Consider the following 19,785-nt stretch of genomic DNA (forward strand, 5'->3'; position numbering starts at 1 on the left):
GTAAACCTATCCGTGGTTTTCCGTGTTTCCGTGGCAATAAACTAAATCTATCTTAATAGATCTCTCCGCTACATCCGATAGCTATTGGATCGTGACGAAAAAACTTTCTCAGTGCCTTAGTGGCTTCGTGGTAAAAAACCACCGGTAAAACCTAATTCAAATTAAATTTATCATGCTGGATCTTGACCGCATTCGATGCAGAAATAATCGACACAATCATAATCCCGATTACAATGGCCAAAATCATTTGCAGCGTAGAATAGACCTTGGTACCAGAAACAAATATCTTAGATCCTTTAATCAGCTCATCGCCTACTTTAGATTGTATTTTAATCAGTGCCGAAAGCTTGTTTAAGGTTTGATCGGCAGCCCCCCGCCCAATCGATTCGTAAATCATCCTACGCTGTGTTGCATCGGCGTTCAATACCTTCAGCTCTATATCCTGCTGGATAAGCAGTGCCTTTTTAAGCTCGTTTAAAAAGCTTTGCTCCTGTTTCACCAATAAGGTTTGTTCGTATTTGTTGATTACCGAATCGATTTTACGGTTGTGCTTATCAATTTTAGCCTTACCAGCTGATGGATCAACAGGATTATCCGGCAGCAGCGCTTCCTGAAGGATTGTATTTTTATGATAAAGGTTTTCGCCTATAAAATATAAATCAGTGGCCGGTACCAACCTATCGTTATACATCGAAATAAACGACTCGTTAATTTTCTTTACGCTTTTATCTTCCAAAAAACGGATCAGCAGCGTGCAGCACATGATACAGAAAAGCAAGAAAGCGATTTTCAGCTTATTTTTAAGGCTAAAGGCAAATTTCATCATATAATCTGGTTAGTATATTCACCAAAACGCGAAGAATATAAGGGAAAACTTCACACGCTAAAGGTTATCTTATTTATGTACCACGAAGACGCAAAGGCAGGAAGCAAATAATTTCATGTTTATATAGGCGGTTAATTTTGGTAAAACACCAATAAAAAATCTTCTAGTCTCCGTGACTTGTTAGTTAATATTAAAATCTATGTTACTTATCAAAAATAATCCTCCTGGGCCGTCTTACCGAAAAGCTGGGCAGCAAAATTGACTAAATATAGCTCTTTTTTGGCCCGCGTTACTGCGGTGTACAGCCAGCGAAGAAAATCAAGATCGATCATTTCCTCCGTTAAATAGCCCTGATCGGCAAAAACGGCATCCCATTGCCCACCCTGAGCTTTATGGCAGGTAACGGCATAGGCAAATTTAATCTGCAGGGCGTTATAAAAAGGGTCGGCCTTAATGGCCAACATCCGCTGCCTTTTATTGGCAATATGTTCATAATCTTCATTAAGCCCTTCAAAAAGCTTTTTATTCTGTTCGTAGGGCAAGTTGGCGCTTTCTAAATTCAGGGTATCCAGCATAACCTTACAACTAATTTGGCCAGCAGCCGGAAAATCCATAAACTCCAACGTAGCATCGGCAAACCTAAAACCATAACGTTCCTCCTCTCCGCGTACGCGGATCACTTTGGCCATATCGCCATTTGCAATAAAGGCCGTATCCTCGTTTTCTGGCAGCCAAAAATAATTGTTGCGCACCACCATAATCTGATCGCCGCCTGTTAGTTCTTCTTCGCGGTACAGCAACCTGGCCCTAATCTGCTGGTTGTATACGTTTGCTGTTTTATTGGAGCGGCAAACTACTAGGGTATTTTCTATTCCGAATTTCCGGTAAGCATACTCCAATCCCTCTACCAAACGGGCACCCGGCATATTATAAATATCCTTGTAACTTTTGGTGAGGAATTTAGGCATCGGATTTTCAGGGTTCTTTGAAATCTGGTTCCGCAGCATGGTGGCATTGGCCAGAATACCAGATTTTTTTTCCTGTCGCACCACTTCCTTTAATTCGACCGAGGTAACCGACAGATAAAAAGTATCTTTTAAATACTGCTCATTTAAAGCCGGACTATCTAAGCTGCCAACAGGGGGCAACTGGGCCGTATCGCCCACAAAAAGCAGAAAGCAGTTTTTATTGTTGTATACAAACTCCAGCAAATCCCTCAGTATAGACGATCCAGTTTCGTTAAACTCATCAGCAATCATCGAAGCCTCATCAATAATAAAAACCGTATTCTCCGAGAGGTTTGGGGCCAGTTGAAACTGCATTTCGGGCGATGCCGCAGAACGTTTACGGTAAATCCGCTTATGGATGGTTAATGCCCTGCGGTTGGCATACTGGCTCATCACCTTTGCAGCCCTTCCGGTTGGTGCAAGCAGTTCGCTGCGCAGCTTAAACTGGGGCAAAACCTTTACCAAAGCCGCTACAGAAGTAGTTTTACCCGTACCCGCGTAACCTTTTAAAACAAAACAGCGCTCTTCATCCTCATCCTGCAAAAACGTCGACATCCGTTCGCAAAAAAGCAGTTGCTCTTTGGTTGGGCTATGTTCGTATGCAGCGGCAATAAGTTGGCTTTTATCCTGGATCATTTAAGGTTAATGGTAAATTGGTTAACTGTTTGCAGCTACCGTGATTAAAAAAGCATTTTTTTTGAGAAGCAATTAAATGGCCAATCTATTCCGGCACCCCCTATTTCCGCTACATACCCAATTAAAATCTGTTGTAAAATTTAAATTATGGTCTATACCCTGGGATGCCGCTTCATCCGACAAACTATCGGACACGGTTTAGAGGGCAAAGATAATGGTCTTTTCTAAGCCCCCACGCAAACCATAAAACAATTGGGCAGTTAAACAGTTTTTTTACAAGAGTAAGGTTTCAATGCGGTGTGCCATGACCATACTTTGCTTTTTGCTATGACTGAAAATGGTAAAATGGCCATCTTGAGAAGCAACCAATCCAATCGCATCGGGCTGATCGTTAACAAACTGTGCTACAGAAAAATGCCTGGTTCCGCCAAGTTGGCCCGGATATAAAATTTTATCCTCGCCACCTAAAATCGGTTCCGAAAATGCAATCTGTTCTACAGTTGGTTTCCCTTTTGCACGACCGATCTTAGCACCGAAAGCAATCAGGTCAAACTCTTCGTTGATAATGGTTGCGCCATCTACAGCGGTTAAGCCGGCTAAATGTTCAACTTCACGCCTTACAGCACCCTGCGAAAAGATTTCGCTCTGGTTGCCGCTCTGCTTGGCCAGATTGGATAATCCGCAGAAAGGCGGTTCAACCAAGTATTGTATAGGATGGATAATTGATTCTTCCCATTTTGTATCGCCTTTTGGTACAATTAACAGGGCACCGCCTCGTCCATGCGCGCGCATAGAAACCGCAAACTGGATCAGGATATTGATCGGATCGTTCCAACTGGCCAAAACAGTTAAATCGAGCAGGGCTTTTAAAATCGGCGGACAATCGCGGTTGGTGCAGCTCGTATCATCAACGATCCTAATCTGCTCTCCTTTTAGCACGGCCACATTGGTAAATTTGCCGATACCGTAAATCCGGCGGTGTTTAATTACAATTAAGCCTGGTTCAGAAACATCAACAACAAAACAGAAATTAGGGATATTTAAAGTTGTCCCCCAGATATACAGTTCGCCATCTTCTTCCCAAACCCCTAAATGAATGCCTGAACGTTCGATACCCGGCGCTATTTTAGTTAAGGTATTTGCATTTAAAGCTAACCTTTTGGCAAAATGCAAAGGTTTTGATGCCTGCGATGGGGGCAAAAACGCGATAGAAATGCGGGGCGAATGCCCTTCTTCCTTGCGTAAACTGCTCCAAAAAGCAACATCTATTATCGCCTCAATTACTTTTCTATCTGGTTGTGTAGCCAAATCTACTTCACCCTGTGCAATTGCATTTTTATGCAGTTTTTCAAAATGTTGTTCAATTGTAGCCGCAATGGTGTTTGCAGCTTTGTAAGTAGGCTTGTAACTCATGTTCCGAATTTAAGCTGAATATTTTGATTTTAGGATACCTGAAAGGTTTGATTTTGGTAAAAAGATTAGTTCAATTTTAACCACAGATCTTCACAGATAAACACAGATTTGGAACAAGAACAATAAATTGATAAAAAAACTATCTGTGTTCAGTCTTTTTATCTGGGGTTTAATTCTTTTGTAAACTTTCAATTGCGGTTAATTCCTAAAAAAACCTATTTTTGTTTCAATGAGTAACAACAGTCTTTTATTAATCGACCCGAATTTTAAAGCTGATACATCTGCAAACTGCCATTTATTATTAAAAATAACGAATGACAGCTTTTCTTATGCCGTGATTAGCAAAGATACTGAGGAGATTAATGTTATTTTCGACAAACAAGGCTGTGAAGATGTAGAAAAGGAGTTAAAATCGGCATTCGAAACAGATAGTTACCTCTCTTTAAATTACGGAGCTGTAAAGGCTGCTGTTCATACTTCAAATTTCATTTTTATTCCTGATGAATGGTTTGAGGCCGAAAACTTAGCTGTTTACTCTAATTATCTTGGCACCGATGCCAAAATTTACACCAAACATAACGATGCACTAGGGTTCAATACCATTTTCTGTTTAAACGATCAGGTTAAAGCACAACTGCCCGAAAATGCAAATGTATTCCCGCAATCCGAGCCTTTAATGGTATTATTCGACCATTTGGCCAGCGAATCTTTATTGATTGATTTCACAGCCATATCGTTCAACGTATTGTATACCAAAGATAAAAAGGTAGTTTTTCAAAACCATTACCAATCAGAAAATGCAGAGGAGTTTAATTATTTCCTCTTGCTGATTATCGAACAGTTGGGTTTAAACGATGCCGTTCCGGTGTACATACAGGGCATTATAAACGAGGATGATGAACATTATAACTGCCTCTTAAAATATTTTAATCAACTTTATTTCTTTCTCCCAGCGGGGAAACAAAATAGCGAATTATTAGCTGATATGCCTAAACACTATTTCAGCGGTTTGCTTGCTTTAGATCTATGCGAATAATTGGTGGCAAATTAAAGGGCATCCGCTTGCAGCCTCCTGCAAATTTACCTGTGCGCCCAACTACAGATATGGCTAAAGAAGCCCTGTTTAATATCCTGAACAATAAATACGATTTCGAAAACTGCTCTGTTCTGGATTTATTCTGCGGTACAGGCAATTTAACCTTCGAATTTGCATCGCGCGGTGCCGAAAGTATTTTAGCCGTAGATATGGATTATGGTTGCGTAAACTGGGTTAAAAGCACTGCCAAAAAATACGAATTCGACCAGATTGATGTGCGCAAAGGTGATGTTTTTAAGCTGCTTAAACAGATGACGGGCGCATACGATTTAATCTTTGCCGATCCGCCATATAATCTGCCCAACATTCCGCAATTGCCAATTTTGGTGCAGGAACAACAATTGCTTAAACCCAACGGCTTATTGGTGGTAGAACACCAGAGCAATATGCGCCTACACAATCAACCAGGCTACCAGGAAACACGCAAATATGGCAACTCATCGTTTAGCTTTTTTGAGTTTTAATTGTTCAATGGTTCATTGGTCATTAGTTCATTTGTCATTTGTTCATTAGCAATACCCATAGATAAGCTTTCACTTTTCCAAAGTCTTTGGTAATTGATTATTGTATATTGGTTATTTATTGGCAATTATCTTCCAATTCCGGACTATTCTTCCTTTCAGCATAAAAATTTATATTTGAAGCATGAAAATAGCGCTATTTCCAGGTTCATTTGATCCCATTACCATTGCCCATGTAAACATTTTGCAACGTGCTACCCCGCTATTTGATAAAATTGTGATTGGCATTGGACTAAACAGTTCAAAGCAGAATTTCCTTACTGCCGAACAGCGCTTACAGATTTTAAACACCGTTTTTGCAGGTTATAACAATATTGAAGTTCAAACCTACGAGGGCTTAACCGTAGATTTCTGCAGGAAAATTAATGCAACCTATATGGTGCGGGGCATCCGGTCGGCAGCAGATTTTGAATATGAACGCGCCATTGCCCAGATTAACCAGACCATGATGCCCGAAGTGGAAACCATCTTATTGTTAAGCAAACCCGAATACTCTGCCATCAGTTCTACCATTGTACGCGACATTTTAAGAAACCATGGCGATGTGAGTCCATTTGTACCTAAAGAAGCGCTTAGTTTTTTATAGTTTTACCCTATTGCTGTTGCGTGTTACCATCCGACAGGTTTCTAACTGTGTTAGCTATTATCTGATACCACAAAGCAATCTGTGTTTATCTTCTTTATCCGTGGTTAATTGTCATCCTGAGCCTGTCGAAGGACTATGTAAGCTATTAATATCCCTTATGCAATCATTTAAATATTAATTTTAATTAACCTGTAACGTTTTACAAAATCCGTTACCAATGGGTTATATTTTAAATGAAAGAAACAGAAAACATATTCCTCTCCCTGATTAATCAGCATAAAGCGATTATACATAAAGTTTCAAAAATGTATATGAACAATATGGAGGATCAGCAAGATCTGTTTCAGGAAATTGTGATGCAGCTTTGGAAAGCCTATCCAACATTTAAAGGAAACAGCAAATTCTCTACCTGGATGTACCGCGTTGCTTTAAATACAGCCTTGGTTTATTTCAAAAAAGGTAAGCGGAAAGTAGATAAAACCCCGCTCGACGAAAATTTCGATATTATTGATATCAACGAAAGTGAAACAAAAGAAGAAAAGTTAACCTATCTGTACAAAGCAGTTCAGGAATTAAATGCAGTAGAAAAAGCCTTGATATTCCTTTTTCTCGAAAATCAATCGCACCGGGAAATTGCCGAAAACCTGGGCATTAGCGAGGTAAACGCCCGCGTTAAACTCAACAGGACTAAAGAAAAATTACAATTCATTATAAAAAAAAACGGTTATGAATTTTGACGATTTAAAAAACGAATGGAATGCCGAAACCATTGCAGAAACCAACATTTCTGCAGATATGCTTAGCATAAAACAAGCCCATACCCCTATTGATATCATCCGGAAAAAGATGAAACATGAGTTTTTTTATCAGGTGGTGGCACTTATCATCATGGCAATAGTGCCTTACCTTTTTAATTTCTCTGCCCAGATGAAATTGGTATACTTAGCTTTCTATTCCATAACCTGCGGCTTTACAACCTATTACTTCATTAAATTTTTCAGGTTTTATAAAAATTCGTGCGATATGAGTATGGATAGCCGAAAAAGTATCCTCTGGTTTTTTTACGAAATGAAACTGAATATTGAACTTTACAAAGCACTAACCTATATTGTTGCCTTTATCTGGGTCGGTTTTATATCGGTTTATCTGCTTCTTGAAAAAACCTCGGTGGTAAATAAAATTTTAGCCAAACTCTCTCCAACCTATATCCTTTTAAACTGCTTTATCACCATTTTAATTATAGGAGCAATAACCGAACTATGGGCCTGGTTTTACTACGGTAAATACCTAAAACGCGTTAAAAAAGTGGTCGATGAACTGGATTATGAATAGTTATCCGAAAAAATTGCCGTCAGGTGTTAGCTACCTGACGGTTCATATACACTTATAAAATTCCTCCTGCACGCAACACATCCATAATTGATGGAAAAGTGTTTTTAACCACAGGGTTGATGTGATTTTTATCTAACCAAACAGCCTCATCAATTCCCTCTTCCTTTTGCGGAACCAGTTTCGGCTCGCCCTTTACCTTCATTTTGTACCAGTTTGTTTTTTTGATCACCATTTTTGATCCAATGGGATAAACGTGGTAAGTTTTGCAAAGCTTTTCTTCACGCTTAAATACCTTAATACCGCACTCCTCTTCCACCTCGCGAACAGCAGTTTCTTTCATATTTTCACCGTCTTCCAGCTTTCCTTTGGGCAGGTCCCATTTTTTATTTCTGAAAATAAACAGGTAATTATGGTTCGCGCTCTCCACCAAACCTCCGGCGGCCTTGATTATGGTACAGTCCTTTTTTAGCTTTTTAAAGGTTTCTTTAGGATTCTTTGTTAAGAAAATGTAGCTCTTTTTAGACCCATTTTTTAATTTTTTGTAAAATGTTTGCAAATCAAAATCCTGAAATTCAAGCTGTTGAATCTTTTCTTTTTGTTCTGGCAAAACATCTGAGATAAACAGGGTGTTATCGTTAATATAAATTCTGTAATTTTGGGCCATGTATAATAAAAGTGATATTGAATTAAAGGTAGCGGAATTTTTATTACAAATAAAGGCAATTAAATTACAACCTAATAATCCTTTTACTTGGGCATCGGGTTGGAAGTCGCCAATTTATTGCGATAACCGGATTACCCTATCCCATCCTCAAGTTCGAACTTATATTCGCCAGAAACTTGCCCAGGCCATTCAGGAAGAATTTGGTTCGGTAGATGTTATTGCTGGAGTTGCTACTGCAGGAATTCCACAGGGCGTTTTAGTAGCGCAAGAACTTGGCCTACCTTTTATCTATGTAAGAGCAAAAGCTAAAGAACATGGCACCGGAAGTTTAATAGAAGGTGAAGTAGTGGAAGGACAGCGTGTTGTAGTGATCGAAGATCTGATCTCGACCGGAAAAAGCAGCTTACAGGCTGTTGAGGCATTAAGATCAGCCGGTTTATCTGTTGCTGGTTTAGCCGCAATTTTTACTTATGGTTTTGAAAAGGCCGATGAGAATTTTGCAGCAGCGAAATGCCGTTACTTAACATTATCTAATTACAGCGCTTTAATTGATTATGCTTCTGAGCACAGCATTATTGCAAAAAGCGATATGGAATTATTGGGAAAATGGCGTTTAAACCCTTCAGAGTGGGGACAGGCCTTAAGTTCTGAATCATAAACTGATTTGAGTAAAAACCTATAAAAAATATATAATGACGATTATCGAAAGCGCTGTAGAAGTTAATAAGCCCGTTGCAGAGGTTTATGCATTTCTCTCCAACATGAACAACCATCAGCAATTGATGCCAGAAAATATCTACAACTGGGAATCTACAGAAGATGAAGCACGTTTTACGATCCAAAACATGGCAAAACTGGCCATCAAAATTTCTAATCGTATTGAAAACCAAGAATTAACAGCCATTCCGACAGAAAAAGCTCCTTTTGAAGTCGAACTGAAATGGACCGTTACAGATAATGGAAATGGCACAACAACTGCAAAGCACATTATTTCGGCAGATTTAAATATGATGATGAAAATGTTGGCTTCAGGCCCACTTCAAAAACTGGCCGACCATCAAACACAGCAGTTGAAAGAAATATTGGGATAATCCCTACAGCTGGCCAGCCTAATTACGGCGGCAGATCAGTATTTAAAGCGGAGCGAAAACTTCGCTTTTTTTTATGCGTAAAAATTCCATTGCTATTTGCCCTTACAGCTATTATTTTGATACCTTAGTTTTCAATAAACCGAAAACAATGAAATTTAAATTTCTAAAGGTATCAGCCTTACTTTTTTCACTTTTCCCTATCGCTGGCACCTTTGCCCAATCAACACTCACCGGCTTAAAAACCGAATACCTCATCAACCCCATTGGTTTGGATACGCCTAAGCCACGTTTTACCTGGCAAATGCAGGATAATAGTCAAAATGCCAAACAAACTGCCTACCGCATCCTGGTCGATACCGATTCTACAGCCCTGCTTAAAGAAAAAGCAAACAGCTGGAATACCGGCTGGATCAAATCAGATGCGAACCTTGTGACTTATTCGGGCCAACTACTAAAACCTTTTACCAAATACTTCTGGCGCATCGATATCAGCACCGGAAATAAAAAAAACATCAGCAAAATTTCGGGCTTTGAAATGGGCATGATGAATATGGCCAATTGGCAGGGTGCCTGGATTTCGGATACCGAAAACATCAAGCTAAAACCCGCACCCTATTTTAGAAATACCTTTACCACCAATAAAAAAATTAAATCGGTCAGGGCATACATTGCAGCCGCTGGTTTATACGAACTTTCTATCAACGGAAAAAAGATTGGCAACCACCGTATGGACCCCATGTATACCCGTTTTGATAGGCGGACGCTTTATGTAACCTATGATGTTACCCAAGCAATCAATCAAGGTAAAAATGCTATAGGTGTACTGTTGGGCAATGGTTGGTACAACCACCAATCTACCGCGGTATGGTATTTCGACCGCGCTCCATGGCGTAACAGACCAACTTTCTGCCTGGATGTTAGAATTACCTACGAAGATGGAACTGTTGAAACTATCAAATCGGGCAAAAATTGGAAAACAGCATTAAGTCCGATTGTGTTTAACAGCATTTACACTGCCGAGCATTACGATGCCCGCATGGAAAAACCCGGATGGAACACCATAAACTTTGACGATAAAGACTGGAAAGATGTGATGTACCGCTCGGCACCTTCCAAAAATATTGTTGCCCAGGCTTTGCATCCTATCCGTAATGTGGAAGAAATTGCGGCCAAAACCCTTAAAAAAATTAACGACACTACCTATCTGTTCGATCTGGGCAGAAATATTTCGGGCGTTAGCAAAATTACACTCAACGGGCCTGCCGGAACAACGGTGCGCTTAAAACACGGTGAACGTTTATATGCAAACGGACGCTTGGATATTTCGAATATTGATGCCCATTACCGCCCAACGGATAATACCGATCCTTTTCAAACCGATATTTTGATCCTGAATGGCAAAGGCGAACAAAGTTTTATGCCGCACTTTAACTACAAGGGCTTTCAGTATGTAGAAGTAAGCACTTCAACCCCTATCAATCTGAAAAAGGAAAATTTGGTAGGTTATTTTATGCACAGTGATGTTCCTGTTTTGGGTGAGGTAAAATCTTCTGAACCGATTATCAATAAAATATACTACGCCACCAACAATTCTTACCTATCCAACCTATTTGGCTACCCAACCGATTGTCCACAGCGAGAAAAAAACGGTTGGACAGGCGATGCACAAATTGCCATTGAAACTGGTTTATACGGCTTTGATGGGATTACCATTTACGAAAAGTGGTTGGCCGATCACCGCGATGAGCAGCAGCCTAACGGCGTACTGCCATCTATTATCCCTACTGATGGCTGGGGCTACGAATGGGGAAATGGACCAGATTGGACAAGTACCATTGCCATTATCCCTTGGAATGTATACCTGTTTTATGGCGATAAAAAACTATTGGCCGATTGCTACGAAAACATCAAAAAATACGTGAACCACATCGACGAAACCTACCCTACCGGCTTAACCACATGGGGTTTGGGCGATTGGATTCCGGTAAAATCTAAATCACCTGTAGAACTAACCTCAACCTGTTATTATTATGCCGACGCTGTAATTTTGGCAAAAGCCGCTAAAATTTTAGGTAAGAACGACGATTACCTGCGTTATACCGCTTTGGTTAAAAAGATAAAAGAGGCATTCAATGCCAAATACCTGAACAAAGAAAAAGGAATTTATGGTACAGGCATACAAACAGAAATGAGCGTTCCACTGTATTGGAAAATTGTTCCCGAAGAATCAATTGCTTTAGTGGCTGAAAATTTAGCCAAACGTGTTGAAGCCGATGGTTTTCACCTAGATGTTGGTTTATTGGGCACAAAAGCCATTTTAAATGCCCTGAGCGAAAACGGATATGCCGATATGGCTTATAAAGTTGCTGCACAAAAAACTTACCCTAGCTGGGGCTGGTGGATGGAAAACGGCGCCACAACCTTATACGAAAACTGGCCGATCGATGCCAAATCTGATATTTCTATGAACCACATTATGTTTGGCGAAATTGGTGCCTGGTTATATAAGTCACCTGGAGGGATCAGGCCAGACGAAAAGCAGCCTGGTTTTAAGCACATCATCTTGGATCCGCATGTAATGGAAGGTTTGGATGCTTTTGAGGCCAGCCATATCGGCCCATATGGAAAGATTACCAGTGCCTGGAAAAAAACGGCTAACGGCATTAGATACGATATCACCATCCCGGCCAATTCTACTGCCAGCATGAACTTACCGCTTACCCGGGATAGGAACGTTTATGTGAATGGAAAACTTAATACTGACGGTAAAATAGAATTGGCTGCCGGCAAGTATGTGATTGAAAATAAAGCAAAAAATTAATCCAGACCTCTCAGGTTTTAACGGATCTGTCATTCTGAACGTAGAGAAGAATCTTTACAGACCTCGCAGGTTTTAAAAACCTGCGAGGTCTGACTGCGACACATCCGCTAATCCTTATTCCTAACGAGTCTTGACCAACAACACGACATTTTTTCAGCACAAAACACTAAAAATCAGCAATTTAGTCATTACAAATCAAATCATCACGACAAAATTTCCGATTATAAAAATCAAAATCGCTGTGGCATTTGTTTTGACCTTAAAGGGAATATGAACTTCAACAATTTTACAATAAAAGCCCAGGAAGCAATTCAACAGGCTTCTGAAATAGCCCAGGGCAACCAGCAACAGGCTATTGAAACAGCACACCTGCTTAAAGGTTTGCTTACTGTTGATGAAAACGTGGTTTCTTATGTATTGAAGAAATTAAACGTAAACCTAAATTCGTTAAATCAAAACTTAGATGCCGAGATAGCCAGGTTCCCGAAAGTAAGTGGAAGCAATGTCTATCTGTCATCAAATGCCAATAGCGTACTGCAAAAGGCGCAAACATTTTTAAAAGAGTTTAAAGATGAATTTGTATCTGTAGAACACCTTTTGTTAGGTATTTTGGCAGCTAACGATAGCACCTCTAAATTATTAAAAGAACAGGGTGTTAACGAAAAAGACCTTAAAAAAGCAATAGTAGCGCTCCGTGGCGATAGCCGTGTAACCGATCAGAATGCAGAAGCCACCTATCAGGCCTTAAGCAAATATGCACGGAACTTAAATGAATATGCCGAAAGTGGAAAATTAGATCCGGTGATAGGCCGCGACGAAGAAATCCGCCGTGTAATTCAGATCTTATCCCGCCGTACCAAAAATAATCCGATCCTGATCGGTGAGCCGGGTGTAGGTAAAACAGCTATTGCCGAAGGAATTGCCTTTAGGATTATTAAAGGCGATGTGCCCGAAAACTTAAAAAGCAAAACTGTTTACTCCCTGGATATGGGCGCACTTATTGCCGGTGCAAAATATAAAGGCGAGTTTGAAGAACGTTTAAAAGCGGTAGTAAAAGAAGTTACCCAAAGCGACGGGGATATCATTTTATTTATTGATGAGATACATACTTTGGTTGGAGCAGGCGGTGGCGAAGGCGCGATGGATGCCGCAAACATCCTAAAACCGGCCCTAGCCCGCGGAGAATTGCGTGCCATTGGTGCAACAACTTTGGATGAGTACCAAAAGTATTTAGAAAAAGATAAAGCTTTGGAGCGCCGTTTCCAAAAGGTAATGGTAGAAGAACCTGATACCCAGGATGCCATTTCTATCCTCCGTGGATTGAAAGAACGTTATGAAACACACCACAAAGTGCGGATTAAAGATGAAGCTATTATTGCAGCGGTTGAAATGAGTCAGCGGTACATTGCCGACCGTTTCTTACCCGATAAAGCCATCGATTTAATGGACGAGGCTGCTTCCAAACTACGTATGGAAATGGATAGTGTGCCCGAGAATGTAGATGCATTAGACCGCGAAATTATGCGGTTGGAAATTGAACGCGAAGCCATTAAACGCGAAAAGGACGACAGAAAAGTTCAGGAGTTATCAGAAGAAATCGCCAACCTATCGGCCGAGCGTGACGAATTTAAAGCCAAGTGGCAAGGTGAAAAAGATTTGGTAGATGCCGTAAACAACCAGTTAGAGCAGATTGAACATTTTAAACTGGAAGCAGAACAGGCGGAACGTGCCGGAGATTATGGTAAGGTTGCCGAAATCCGCTACGGAAAAATTAAAGAGGCACAGGATAAGGTAGAAAAACTAAAAGCCGATCTGGAAAGCCAGCAAACCGATAGCCGTATGCTTAAAGAAGAAGTTACGGCTGATGATATTGCAGGTGTAGTTGGCCGTTGGACCGGCATTCCCGTTACCAAATTAATTGCCAGCGAACGCGAAAAATTATTGAATTTGGAGCACGAGCTACACCAACGTGTGGCCGGGCAGGATGAAGCCATCGAAGCCATTTCGGATGCCATACGCCGCTCGCGTGCAGGCTTGCAGGATAAACGCAAACCAATTGGTTCTTTTATCTTTTTAGGCACAACAGGTGTGGGTAAAACCGAGCTGGCAAAAGCCCTGGCCGAATTTTTATTCAATGATGAAAATGCTTTAACACGTATTGACATGAGTGAGTATCAAGAACGCCATGCTGTTTCGCGTTTGATTGGGGCGCCTCCAGGATATGTAGGTTACGATGAAGGTGGACAGTTAACTGAAGCCGTTAGGCGTAAACCATATTCGGTTGTACTGCTTGATGAGATTGAGAAAGCCCACCCAGATGTATTTAACATTTTACTACAGGTTTTAGATGATGGCCGTTTAACCGATAATAAAGGCAGAACGGTAAATTTCAAAAATACCATCATCATCATGACCTCTAATATTGGTGCGCATTTAATCCAGGATAATTTTAAAGATTTAAGCGACGAAAACCGTGATGAAGTAATTGCCAAAACCAAAAACGAACTGTTTGAGGTATTGAAACAAACCATCCGCCCAGAGTTTTTAAACCGCATTGATGAGCTGATTATGTTTACCCCTTTAAACCGCAGCGAAATCAGGAATATTGTGAGCTTACAGTTTAAACATGTACAGCAAACTTTGGCCGAAATGGGTATAGATATGGATGCAAGTGATGAAGCTCTAGATTGGTTAGCACAATTGGGTTACGATCCGCAGTTTGGTGCCAGACCGTTAAAAAGAGTTATCCAGAAAAGAATCTTAAACGAACTGTCGAAAGAGATATTGGCGGGCAAGATAGATAAGGACAGTAAAATTAAGTTAGATATGTTTGATCATAATTTTGTATTCCTGAACCAAAATGCAGGTTAAAACATAACAATTAAATGAAATCCCATAGATTAATTTCTATGGGATTTTTTTTGTTTAATCTTCCAATGCTGTTCAGAATTATAACTTCAGAACAGTCGTCATCATCTCGATCCGATAGCTATCGGACTTAAAGAAGTCAAATGCAGAGATCTGCTTCAATAGATCCCAGCTGGTCTGGATTCCAGTTGGTCTGGATTTGAAATCCAGATCCTAGAACTGTGGATTTATAATCCACTTAAAAATAACGCTTTACGTAACTAACCTGATAGTTCATTTCCCCGTTGGTCTGGATTTGAAATCCAGATCCTAGAATTGTGGATTTATAATCCACTTAAAAATAACGCTTTACGTAACTAATCTGATAGTTCATTTCACCGTTGGTCTGGATTTGCAATCCAGATCCCCAAACTATGGATTTACAATCCACTTAAAAATAAAGCTTTACGTAACTAATCCGATAGTTCATTTTCTTGTTTTTTAAATCAATAATCATTATTATTGAATACACACAAATAACAATAAAATGAAACCTAAATTAATCGTTATGGCATTGCTATGTGCCGTCAGTTGGCGCTGCTATGCCCAAACTGAAAAAAGAACCGGCTTTGCCGGCTTAAGCCTCAGTTTTGGAACCTCCAAACAAAACAGTTCATCCAACAGCCTAAATACTTTTACAGTTACACCCAGAGGAGGCTATTTCTTTGCCAACAACCTAGCCGTTGGATTGGAAATCCCTTTAAACCTATCCAAGCTCAGGGGCGAAAGCTATATCTCATGGGATGAAGAAGATGGCAGATACGAAGACCGTTACGGCCCTAAAGAATTCAGTTTCGGCTTCTCCCCTTTTATCCGCAAATATGTTGATGTTAAAGAGCGTTTTAAATTCTTCGCTCAAGCTAATCTGCTGATGCAGATAAATACTTTTAACCGGATTGATGCTGAGGGCTACCTCATCCGTACCGATGCCAGGGTAAAAGGTTTTGGGGCTAGCATTAGTCCAGGCTTTGCTTACCTGCTTTCTAACGATTCAACCATCGAATTCTCATTCCCTATCGTAACTTTCTTTCACCAGAATTACTACGCTTCCGAATCGCTGTACAATTACGATAAAACCAACAACCTCCGATTGGCTTTGCAGAATTTCACACCAACTTTTACCATCAACATTCATTTTTAATCTTAACGTCTCATGAAAAATATATCAATCAAAATTTTAAACCTAACCGCTATATGCCTACCATTTCTGTTGGGTTTTTACAATCAGGCAAATGCGCAGCGATTTCGGGGCAAAATAGAATACTTCAGCAGTGTGTTCCCTTCTGAGGACGGAAAAATCAAATCTATTGATGGTACTACAATTGAATATTATAATTCTGTATTTAGTTCCGAAAATGGAAAGGTAAAATCAATCGGCAATAAAAGAGTAGAATATTATAATAGTGTATTCGCCTCAGAGAATGGTAAAATCAAATCTATTGATGGTATAAGAATTGAATATTATAATTCTGTATTTAGCTCCGAAAATGGAAAAATCAAATCAATTGGCAATATCAAATTTGAGTACAATAACAGCGGCTCTCAAAAAAGCGATGGTAAAGTAAAATCAATCCTGAATGAAAATGATGATTCAGCATCGGAAGATGCTTTAGATAGCTATTACTTTATTGAAAAACTTAACCGCCAACAACTGAGGAATCCCGACTAGCACTAAGCCACCTATTTTTATCTTCTGAACATCAATATCTTAACAATTATTTAACTAAAAAATTAGTTTTATTTGGATTTTTTAGTTTATCATTGAATACACAAAAACACAAATGAAAATGAAAAAACAATTATTACTTGCTGCTATGGCAGCGGGATTGTCGCTATCTGCGTTTTCCCAAACAAAAGGAACAAATGCACTGAGCTTCGGCGTTAACACTTACACAAACAAAGGCAGGGACAATAGTTCCCAGGGAAACAATTACGAGAACAAAACTCAAAACAATTTTTTTACGCTGGGCTATGGATATTTCTTTAAAGACAACAGTAAATTTGAGCTGGATTTATCCTATGGACTTGATAAATATAGCAACAACTATTCTGGGCAACAGCAAAAAAGCTATGGTGGAAATTTAAATTATCAACATTACTTCCCTATAGTAAAAACACTTTTTGCCTATGCAGGCGGTAGAGCTGGTTATACTTATAGCAAAATAAAAAACTCAAACATAGAACCATATTATCCCCAAGCCAGCACCGACATAAATAATCAATATAGTATTGGCGCTTATGGTGGAATTACCTGGTTTATATCTCAAAGGTTTGCCTTAGAAACTTCTTTATTGAGCGCAGATTTTCGTTATAGCAAATTAAAGCAAACAGAATCTACAAATCAAAACTACCACTCAAACGAAACCACAAATTTCAATTTAAATACACAAGGTTTCATCAACAACCTTGGCTTTAAGATCTATATCCTATTTTAACTCCTCAACAGTAAGGTTTTAAGGCTGCATCATAAGCTATAAATCTTATTCAAATTGTCAAATTGAGCTTGTCGAAATGCTATCACTTAATTTAATGATGTGCTTCGGCAGGCTCAGGATGACAACCCTACAATGTGATGCAGCCTCTTTTTTATTTCTTTTTGGTTTCAATATTTGGCAAAAAGCCTGTGAGCAAGCCTATCAAGGGCAAAAAGGCACATACATTAAAAACATATTCAATACTGGTAGAATCGGCCAGTTTGCCCAATAAGGCCGATCCGATTCCGCCCATGCCAAAGGCAAATCCAAAAAACAGGCCTGCAACCAAACCTACTTTGCCCGGAATCAGTTCTTGTGCATAAACCAATATGGCCGAAAAGGCTGAGGCCAAAATCATTCCTATCGGCACAATAAGCACACCTACCCAAAACAGATTGGCATGTGGCAATAACAGTGCGAATGGTGCTGTACCCAATATAGACGCCCATATTACGTATTTGCGTCCTATTTTATCGCCAATCGGTCCGCCCAACAATGTACCAGCCGCAACCGAAAACAGGAATACAAACAGGTAAACCTGCGAGGTTTGAACTGAAACATGAAATTTATCAATCAGATAAAAAGTAAAGTAATTGGTTAAACTCGCCATATAAAAATATTTGGAGAAGATTAACAGCAATAAAATACATACAGAAAATATAACCTTGCCTTTAGAAAACTGATTAACCACACTCTGTATATTGATCTTTTTACTTCTTGACAGCATGAAGCCTTTATACCAGCGGCCCACATAGCTTAAAATAATAATGGCCAAAAGTGCAATAACCGAAAACCAGATTACACTGAACTGGCCATAGGGCACTATAATCCAAGCGGCCAATAAAGGGCCCAACGAGCTGCCTGCATTGCCCCCAAGCTGAAAAACCGACTGTGCCAATCCCCGTTTACCACCTGATGCGGCATGCGCCATACGTGAGGCTTCTGGATGAAAGATAGAGGACCCTATGCCAATAAAGCAAACAGAAAGCAATATGGTATAAAAATGAGTGGCCTGCGAAAGCGAGATCAGCCCAATCAATGTAAAACCCATTCCAACCGCCAATGAATATGGTTGGGGCTTTTTATCGGTATATAAGCCAACAAAAGGCTGGAGCAGGGAGGCGGCCAACTGGAAGGTTAGGGTAATTAATCCGATCTGCGAAAAACTTAAATGGTAGCTGGTTTTAATAATCGGATAAATTGCCGGTATTAAAGATTGTATGGTATCATTTAATAAGTGCGAAAAACTTAATGCAAATAGTATCGGAAATACCGTTTTCTCAATGATTGCTGTAGTATTGGAGGTGTTCTCGGTCATGGCAAATGCTTATTGGCCAAAAATAACAATTATATTTTTCTCCTGTTGAACAGCTTGTCCTTGTTAAAGTCAAACCTTTTTCTAATTTAAACCCATTTTTTTCGAGTTAATTCTACCGTATTCATTTAAATCTACATCGCATTAAGGCCAAAATACAACGTTGCTTTGCGTCTTAAATCCTGTCAATTATACCGCTTAAAAACCTGACATTTATACAAAAAAAGTCAGATTGTCAATTTGTCATATTCAAAAAATTAATCAATCGATTGATTTTTGGTCACACGAAAATAATATTGAGTTAACCTTAATTTTATATCTGTTTATGAATTAAGCAGTTGGCCAAAATCTGATTTTTTAATGACTTAGACAATGATTTTTGGCACAAGTGTTGACTTTTAGCCAAATATAGTCAGATATTAAAAAAGTAAAAATGACTATGTTTTAACACAAAATATAATTAATAAAACAATGAAAAAACTATTATTATCTTTAGTAGCAGTAGCAGGTTTAGTTTATGGCGCACAGGCACAAACTGAAAAAGGAAAATTCATTTTAGGCGGTAATGTTGGTTTCAATTCTACAAAAGTAGAAGGCGCAGCAAAATCAGACATCGACTTTAGCGTAGTACCAAGTGTTGGTTATTTTGTAAGCAACAACTTTGCAATCGGTACTGGTGTAGGTTATACTTATTCTAAAACCGTAAGCGGCGCAACGCCAAACCAAATCGGTGCTTTCCAGGTTTCGCCTTTTGGCCGTTATTATGTTGGTTTATCTGAGCAATTCAAATTTTTCGGACAATTATCAGTTCCTATGGCTTTTGGTACTGTAAAGGCAGTTGATGCTAATGGCGATACAGGTGCTAAATTAGGCACAACAACTTCTATCGGTGTAAATGTTGCTCCTGGTTTTGCTTTCTTCCCAACCAAAAGAATTGGTATCGAAGTATCAGTTAACGGTTTAGGTTATGCAAACAACCAAATCAAAGCAGAAGCTACAGGTGCTAAAACTACCAGCAACTCTTTCGGTTTAGAAGCTAATACTTTCGCACCAAAATTAGGTGTACAGTTTCACTTTTAATTAAATACTTCCGGCA

General features: G+C 39.5%; 18 protein-coding genes. 13 read left to right on the forward strand and 5 right to left on the reverse strand.

All coding sequences use genetic code 11. The annotated features are described in order from the left end of the window. Positions 1 to 151: 151 nt before the first annotated feature. From ACS5PU_RS21510 to ACS5PU_RS21520, 3 genes are all read right to left on the reverse strand, one after another. On the reverse strand, positions 152 to 826 hold the full coding sequence (locus ACS5PU_RS21510; RefSeq protein WP_439461230.1) for an MCP four helix bundle domain-containing protein: 675 nt from the start codon (positions 824 to 826) through the stop codon (positions 152 to 154). Positions 827 to 1,035: 209 nt separating this feature from the next. Then, positions 1,036 to 2,469: an ATP-dependent DNA helicase gene (locus ACS5PU_RS21515; RefSeq protein WP_439461231.1), complete on the reverse strand. Its 1,434-nt coding sequence runs from the start codon at positions 2,467 to 2,469 to the stop codon at positions 1,036 to 1,038. A 273-nt stretch (positions 2,470 to 2,742) separates the two neighbouring features. After that, positions 2,743 to 3,882, reverse strand: coding sequence for a putative sensor domain DACNV-containing protein (locus tag ACS5PU_RS21520; protein ID WP_439461232.1), 1,140 nt, complete (start codon positions 3,880 to 3,882; stop codon positions 2,743 to 2,745). Positions 3,883 to 4,111: 229 nt separating this feature from the next. Here ACS5PU_RS21520 and ACS5PU_RS21525 point away from each other — a divergent pair, with 229 nt between their 5' ends. The 5 genes from ACS5PU_RS21525 (at position 4,112) to ACS5PU_RS21545 (ending at position 7,417) form a co-directional block, all read left to right on the forward strand. Further along, positions 4,112 to 4,918 (forward strand): DUF3822 family protein, encoded by an 807-nt coding sequence (locus tag ACS5PU_RS21525; RefSeq protein ID WP_439461233.1) that lies wholly within the window; start codon positions 4,112 to 4,114, stop codon positions 4,916 to 4,918. Then, positions 4,909 to 5,442, forward strand: coding sequence for a 16S rRNA (guanine(966)-N(2))-methyltransferase RsmD (gene rsmD, locus ACS5PU_RS21530; RefSeq protein WP_439461234.1), 534 nt, complete (start codon positions 4,909 to 4,911; stop codon positions 5,440 to 5,442). The genes ACS5PU_RS21525 and rsmD overlap by 10 nt, the downstream gene beginning before the upstream one ends. Before the next feature lie 181 nt (positions 5,443 to 5,623). After that, on the forward strand, positions 5,624 to 6,085 hold the full coding sequence (gene coaD / locus ACS5PU_RS21535) for a pantetheine-phosphate adenylyltransferase (protein ID WP_439461235.1): 462 nt from the start codon (positions 5,624 to 5,626) through the stop codon (positions 6,083 to 6,085). A gap of 233 nt (positions 6,086 to 6,318) precedes the next feature. Next, positions 6,319 to 6,822 (forward strand): RNA polymerase sigma factor, encoded by a 504-nt coding sequence (locus tag ACS5PU_RS21540; protein WP_439461236.1) that lies wholly within the window; start codon positions 6,319 to 6,321, stop codon positions 6,820 to 6,822. Beyond that, positions 6,812 to 7,417 carry a hypothetical protein gene (locus tag ACS5PU_RS21545; RefSeq protein ID WP_439461237.1) on the forward strand — a complete coding sequence of 202 codons (606 nt, stop codon included), beginning with the start codon at positions 6,812 to 6,814 and terminating at the stop codon, positions 7,415 to 7,417. The genes ACS5PU_RS21540 and ACS5PU_RS21545 overlap by 11 nt, the downstream gene beginning before the upstream one ends. A 52-nt stretch (positions 7,418 to 7,469) precedes the next feature. Here the strand turns inward: ACS5PU_RS21545 and ACS5PU_RS21550 are convergent, their stop codons facing one another. Continuing rightward, positions 7,470 to 8,081 (reverse strand): NUDIX hydrolase, encoded by a 612-nt coding sequence (locus ACS5PU_RS21550; RefSeq protein ID WP_439461238.1) that lies wholly within the window; start codon positions 8,079 to 8,081, stop codon positions 7,470 to 7,472. On the opposite strand from ACS5PU_RS21550, the gene pyrE reads away from it, so the two are divergent. The 7 genes from pyrE (at position 8,080) to ACS5PU_RS21585 (ending at position 17,335) form a co-directional block, all read left to right on the forward strand. Continuing rightward, positions 8,080 to 8,739, forward strand: a complete 660-nt coding sequence (gene pyrE / locus ACS5PU_RS21555; protein ID WP_439461239.1) for an orotate phosphoribosyltransferase — start codon at positions 8,080 to 8,082, stop codon at positions 8,737 to 8,739. The two genes, ACS5PU_RS21550 and pyrE, sit on opposite strands and share 2 nt — an antisense overlap. A gap of 34 nt (positions 8,740 to 8,773) precedes the next feature. Beyond that, positions 8,774 to 9,172, forward strand: coding sequence for an SRPBCC family protein (locus ACS5PU_RS21560; RefSeq protein ID WP_439461240.1), 399 nt, complete (start codon positions 8,774 to 8,776; stop codon positions 9,170 to 9,172). Between the two features lie 148 nt (positions 9,173 to 9,320). Then, on the forward strand, positions 9,321 to 11,993 hold the full coding sequence (locus ACS5PU_RS21565) for a family 78 glycoside hydrolase catalytic domain (RefSeq protein ID WP_439461241.1): 2,673 nt from the start codon (positions 9,321 to 9,323) through the stop codon (positions 11,991 to 11,993). Positions 11,994 to 12,263: 270 nt separating this feature from the next. After that, positions 12,264 to 14,864: an ATP-dependent chaperone ClpB gene (gene clpB / locus ACS5PU_RS21570; protein WP_439461242.1), complete on the forward strand. Its 2,601-nt coding sequence runs from the start codon at positions 12,264 to 12,266 to the stop codon at positions 14,862 to 14,864. 523 nt (positions 14,865 to 15,387) lie between these two features. After that, positions 15,388 to 16,041, forward strand: coding sequence for a hypothetical protein (locus tag ACS5PU_RS21575; RefSeq protein WP_439461243.1), 654 nt, complete (start codon positions 15,388 to 15,390; stop codon positions 16,039 to 16,041). Between the two features lie 12 nt (positions 16,042 to 16,053). Beyond that, positions 16,054 to 16,569 (forward strand): hypothetical protein, encoded by a 516-nt coding sequence (locus ACS5PU_RS21580; protein ID WP_439461244.1) that lies wholly within the window; start codon positions 16,054 to 16,056, stop codon positions 16,567 to 16,569. Positions 16,570 to 16,681: 112 nt separating this feature from the next. After that, positions 16,682 to 17,335 carry a hypothetical protein gene (locus ACS5PU_RS21585; RefSeq protein ID WP_439461245.1) on the forward strand — a complete coding sequence of 218 codons (654 nt, stop codon included), beginning with the start codon at positions 16,682 to 16,684 and terminating at the stop codon, positions 17,333 to 17,335. Positions 17,336 to 17,486: 151 nt separating this feature from the next. Here ACS5PU_RS21585 and ACS5PU_RS21590 read toward each other — a convergent pair whose 3' ends face one another. Then, positions 17,487 to 18,692 (reverse strand): MFS transporter, encoded by a 1,206-nt coding sequence (locus tag ACS5PU_RS21590; RefSeq protein ID WP_439461246.1) that lies wholly within the window; start codon positions 18,690 to 18,692, stop codon positions 17,487 to 17,489. A 468-nt stretch (positions 18,693 to 19,160) separates the two neighbouring features. On the opposite strand from ACS5PU_RS21590, the gene ACS5PU_RS21595 reads away from it, so the two are divergent. Further along, entirely contained in the window at positions 19,161 to 19,769 is a 609-nt protein-coding gene (locus tag ACS5PU_RS21595) for an outer membrane beta-barrel protein (protein ID WP_439461247.1), read from the forward strand. The last annotated feature ends 16 nt before the right edge of the window (positions 19,770 to 19,785 follow it).

The sequence above is a fragment of the Pedobacter sp. GSP4 genome, from assembly GCF_051857575.1.
Lineage (GTDB): Bacteria > Bacteroidota > Bacteroidia > Sphingobacteriales > Sphingobacteriaceae > Pedobacter.

Coding starts and splice junctions, on each gene's coding strand:
- ACS5PU_RS21510 (WP_439461230.1), bottom strand. CDS start 826: ATGATGAAATTTGCCTTTAGCCTTAAAAATAAGCTGAAAATCGCTTTC.
- ACS5PU_RS21515 (WP_439461231.1), bottom strand. CDS start 2,469: ATGATCCAGGATAAAAGCCAACTTATTGCCGCTGCATACGAACATAGC.
- ACS5PU_RS21520 (WP_439461232.1), bottom strand. CDS start 3,882: ATGAGTTACAAGCCTACTTACAAAGCTGCAAACACCATTGCGGCTACA.
- ACS5PU_RS21525 (WP_439461233.1), top strand. CDS start 4,112: ATGAGTAACAACAGTCTTTTATTAATCGACCCGAATTTTAAAGCTGAT.
- rsmD (WP_439461234.1), top strand. CDS start 4,909: ATGCGAATAATTGGTGGCAAATTAAAGGGCATCCGCTTGCAGCCTCCT.
- coaD (WP_439461235.1), top strand. CDS start 5,624: ATGAAAATAGCGCTATTTCCAGGTTCATTTGATCCCATTACCATTGCC.
- ACS5PU_RS21540 (WP_439461236.1), top strand. CDS start 6,319: ATGAAAGAAACAGAAAACATATTCCTCTCCCTGATTAATCAGCATAAA.
- ACS5PU_RS21545 (WP_439461237.1), top strand. CDS start 6,812: ATGAATTTTGACGATTTAAAAAACGAATGGAATGCCGAAACCATTGCA.
- pyrE (WP_439461239.1), top strand. CDS start 8,080: ATGTATAATAAAAGTGATATTGAATTAAAGGTAGCGGAATTTTTATTA.
- ACS5PU_RS21550 (WP_439461238.1), bottom strand. CDS start 8,081: ATGGCCCAAAATTACAGAATTTATATTAACGATAACACCCTGTTTATC.
- ACS5PU_RS21560 (WP_439461240.1), top strand. CDS start 8,774: ATGACGATTATCGAAAGCGCTGTAGAAGTTAATAAGCCCGTTGCAGAG.
- ACS5PU_RS21565 (WP_439461241.1), top strand. CDS start 9,321: ATGAAATTTAAATTTCTAAAGGTATCAGCCTTACTTTTTTCACTTTTC.
- clpB (WP_439461242.1), top strand. CDS start 12,264: ATGAACTTCAACAATTTTACAATAAAAGCCCAGGAAGCAATTCAACAG.
- ACS5PU_RS21575 (WP_439461243.1), top strand. CDS start 15,388: ATGAAACCTAAATTAATCGTTATGGCATTGCTATGTGCCGTCAGTTGG.
- ACS5PU_RS21580 (WP_439461244.1), top strand. CDS start 16,054: ATGAAAAATATATCAATCAAAATTTTAAACCTAACCGCTATATGCCTA.
- ACS5PU_RS21585 (WP_439461245.1), top strand. CDS start 16,682: ATGAAAATGAAAAAACAATTATTACTTGCTGCTATGGCAGCGGGATTG.
- ACS5PU_RS21590 (WP_439461246.1), bottom strand. CDS start 18,692: ATGACCGAGAACACCTCCAATACTACAGCAATCATTGAGAAAACGGTA.
- ACS5PU_RS21595 (WP_439461247.1), top strand. CDS start 19,161: ATGAAAAAACTATTATTATCTTTAGTAGCAGTAGCAGGTTTAGTTTAT.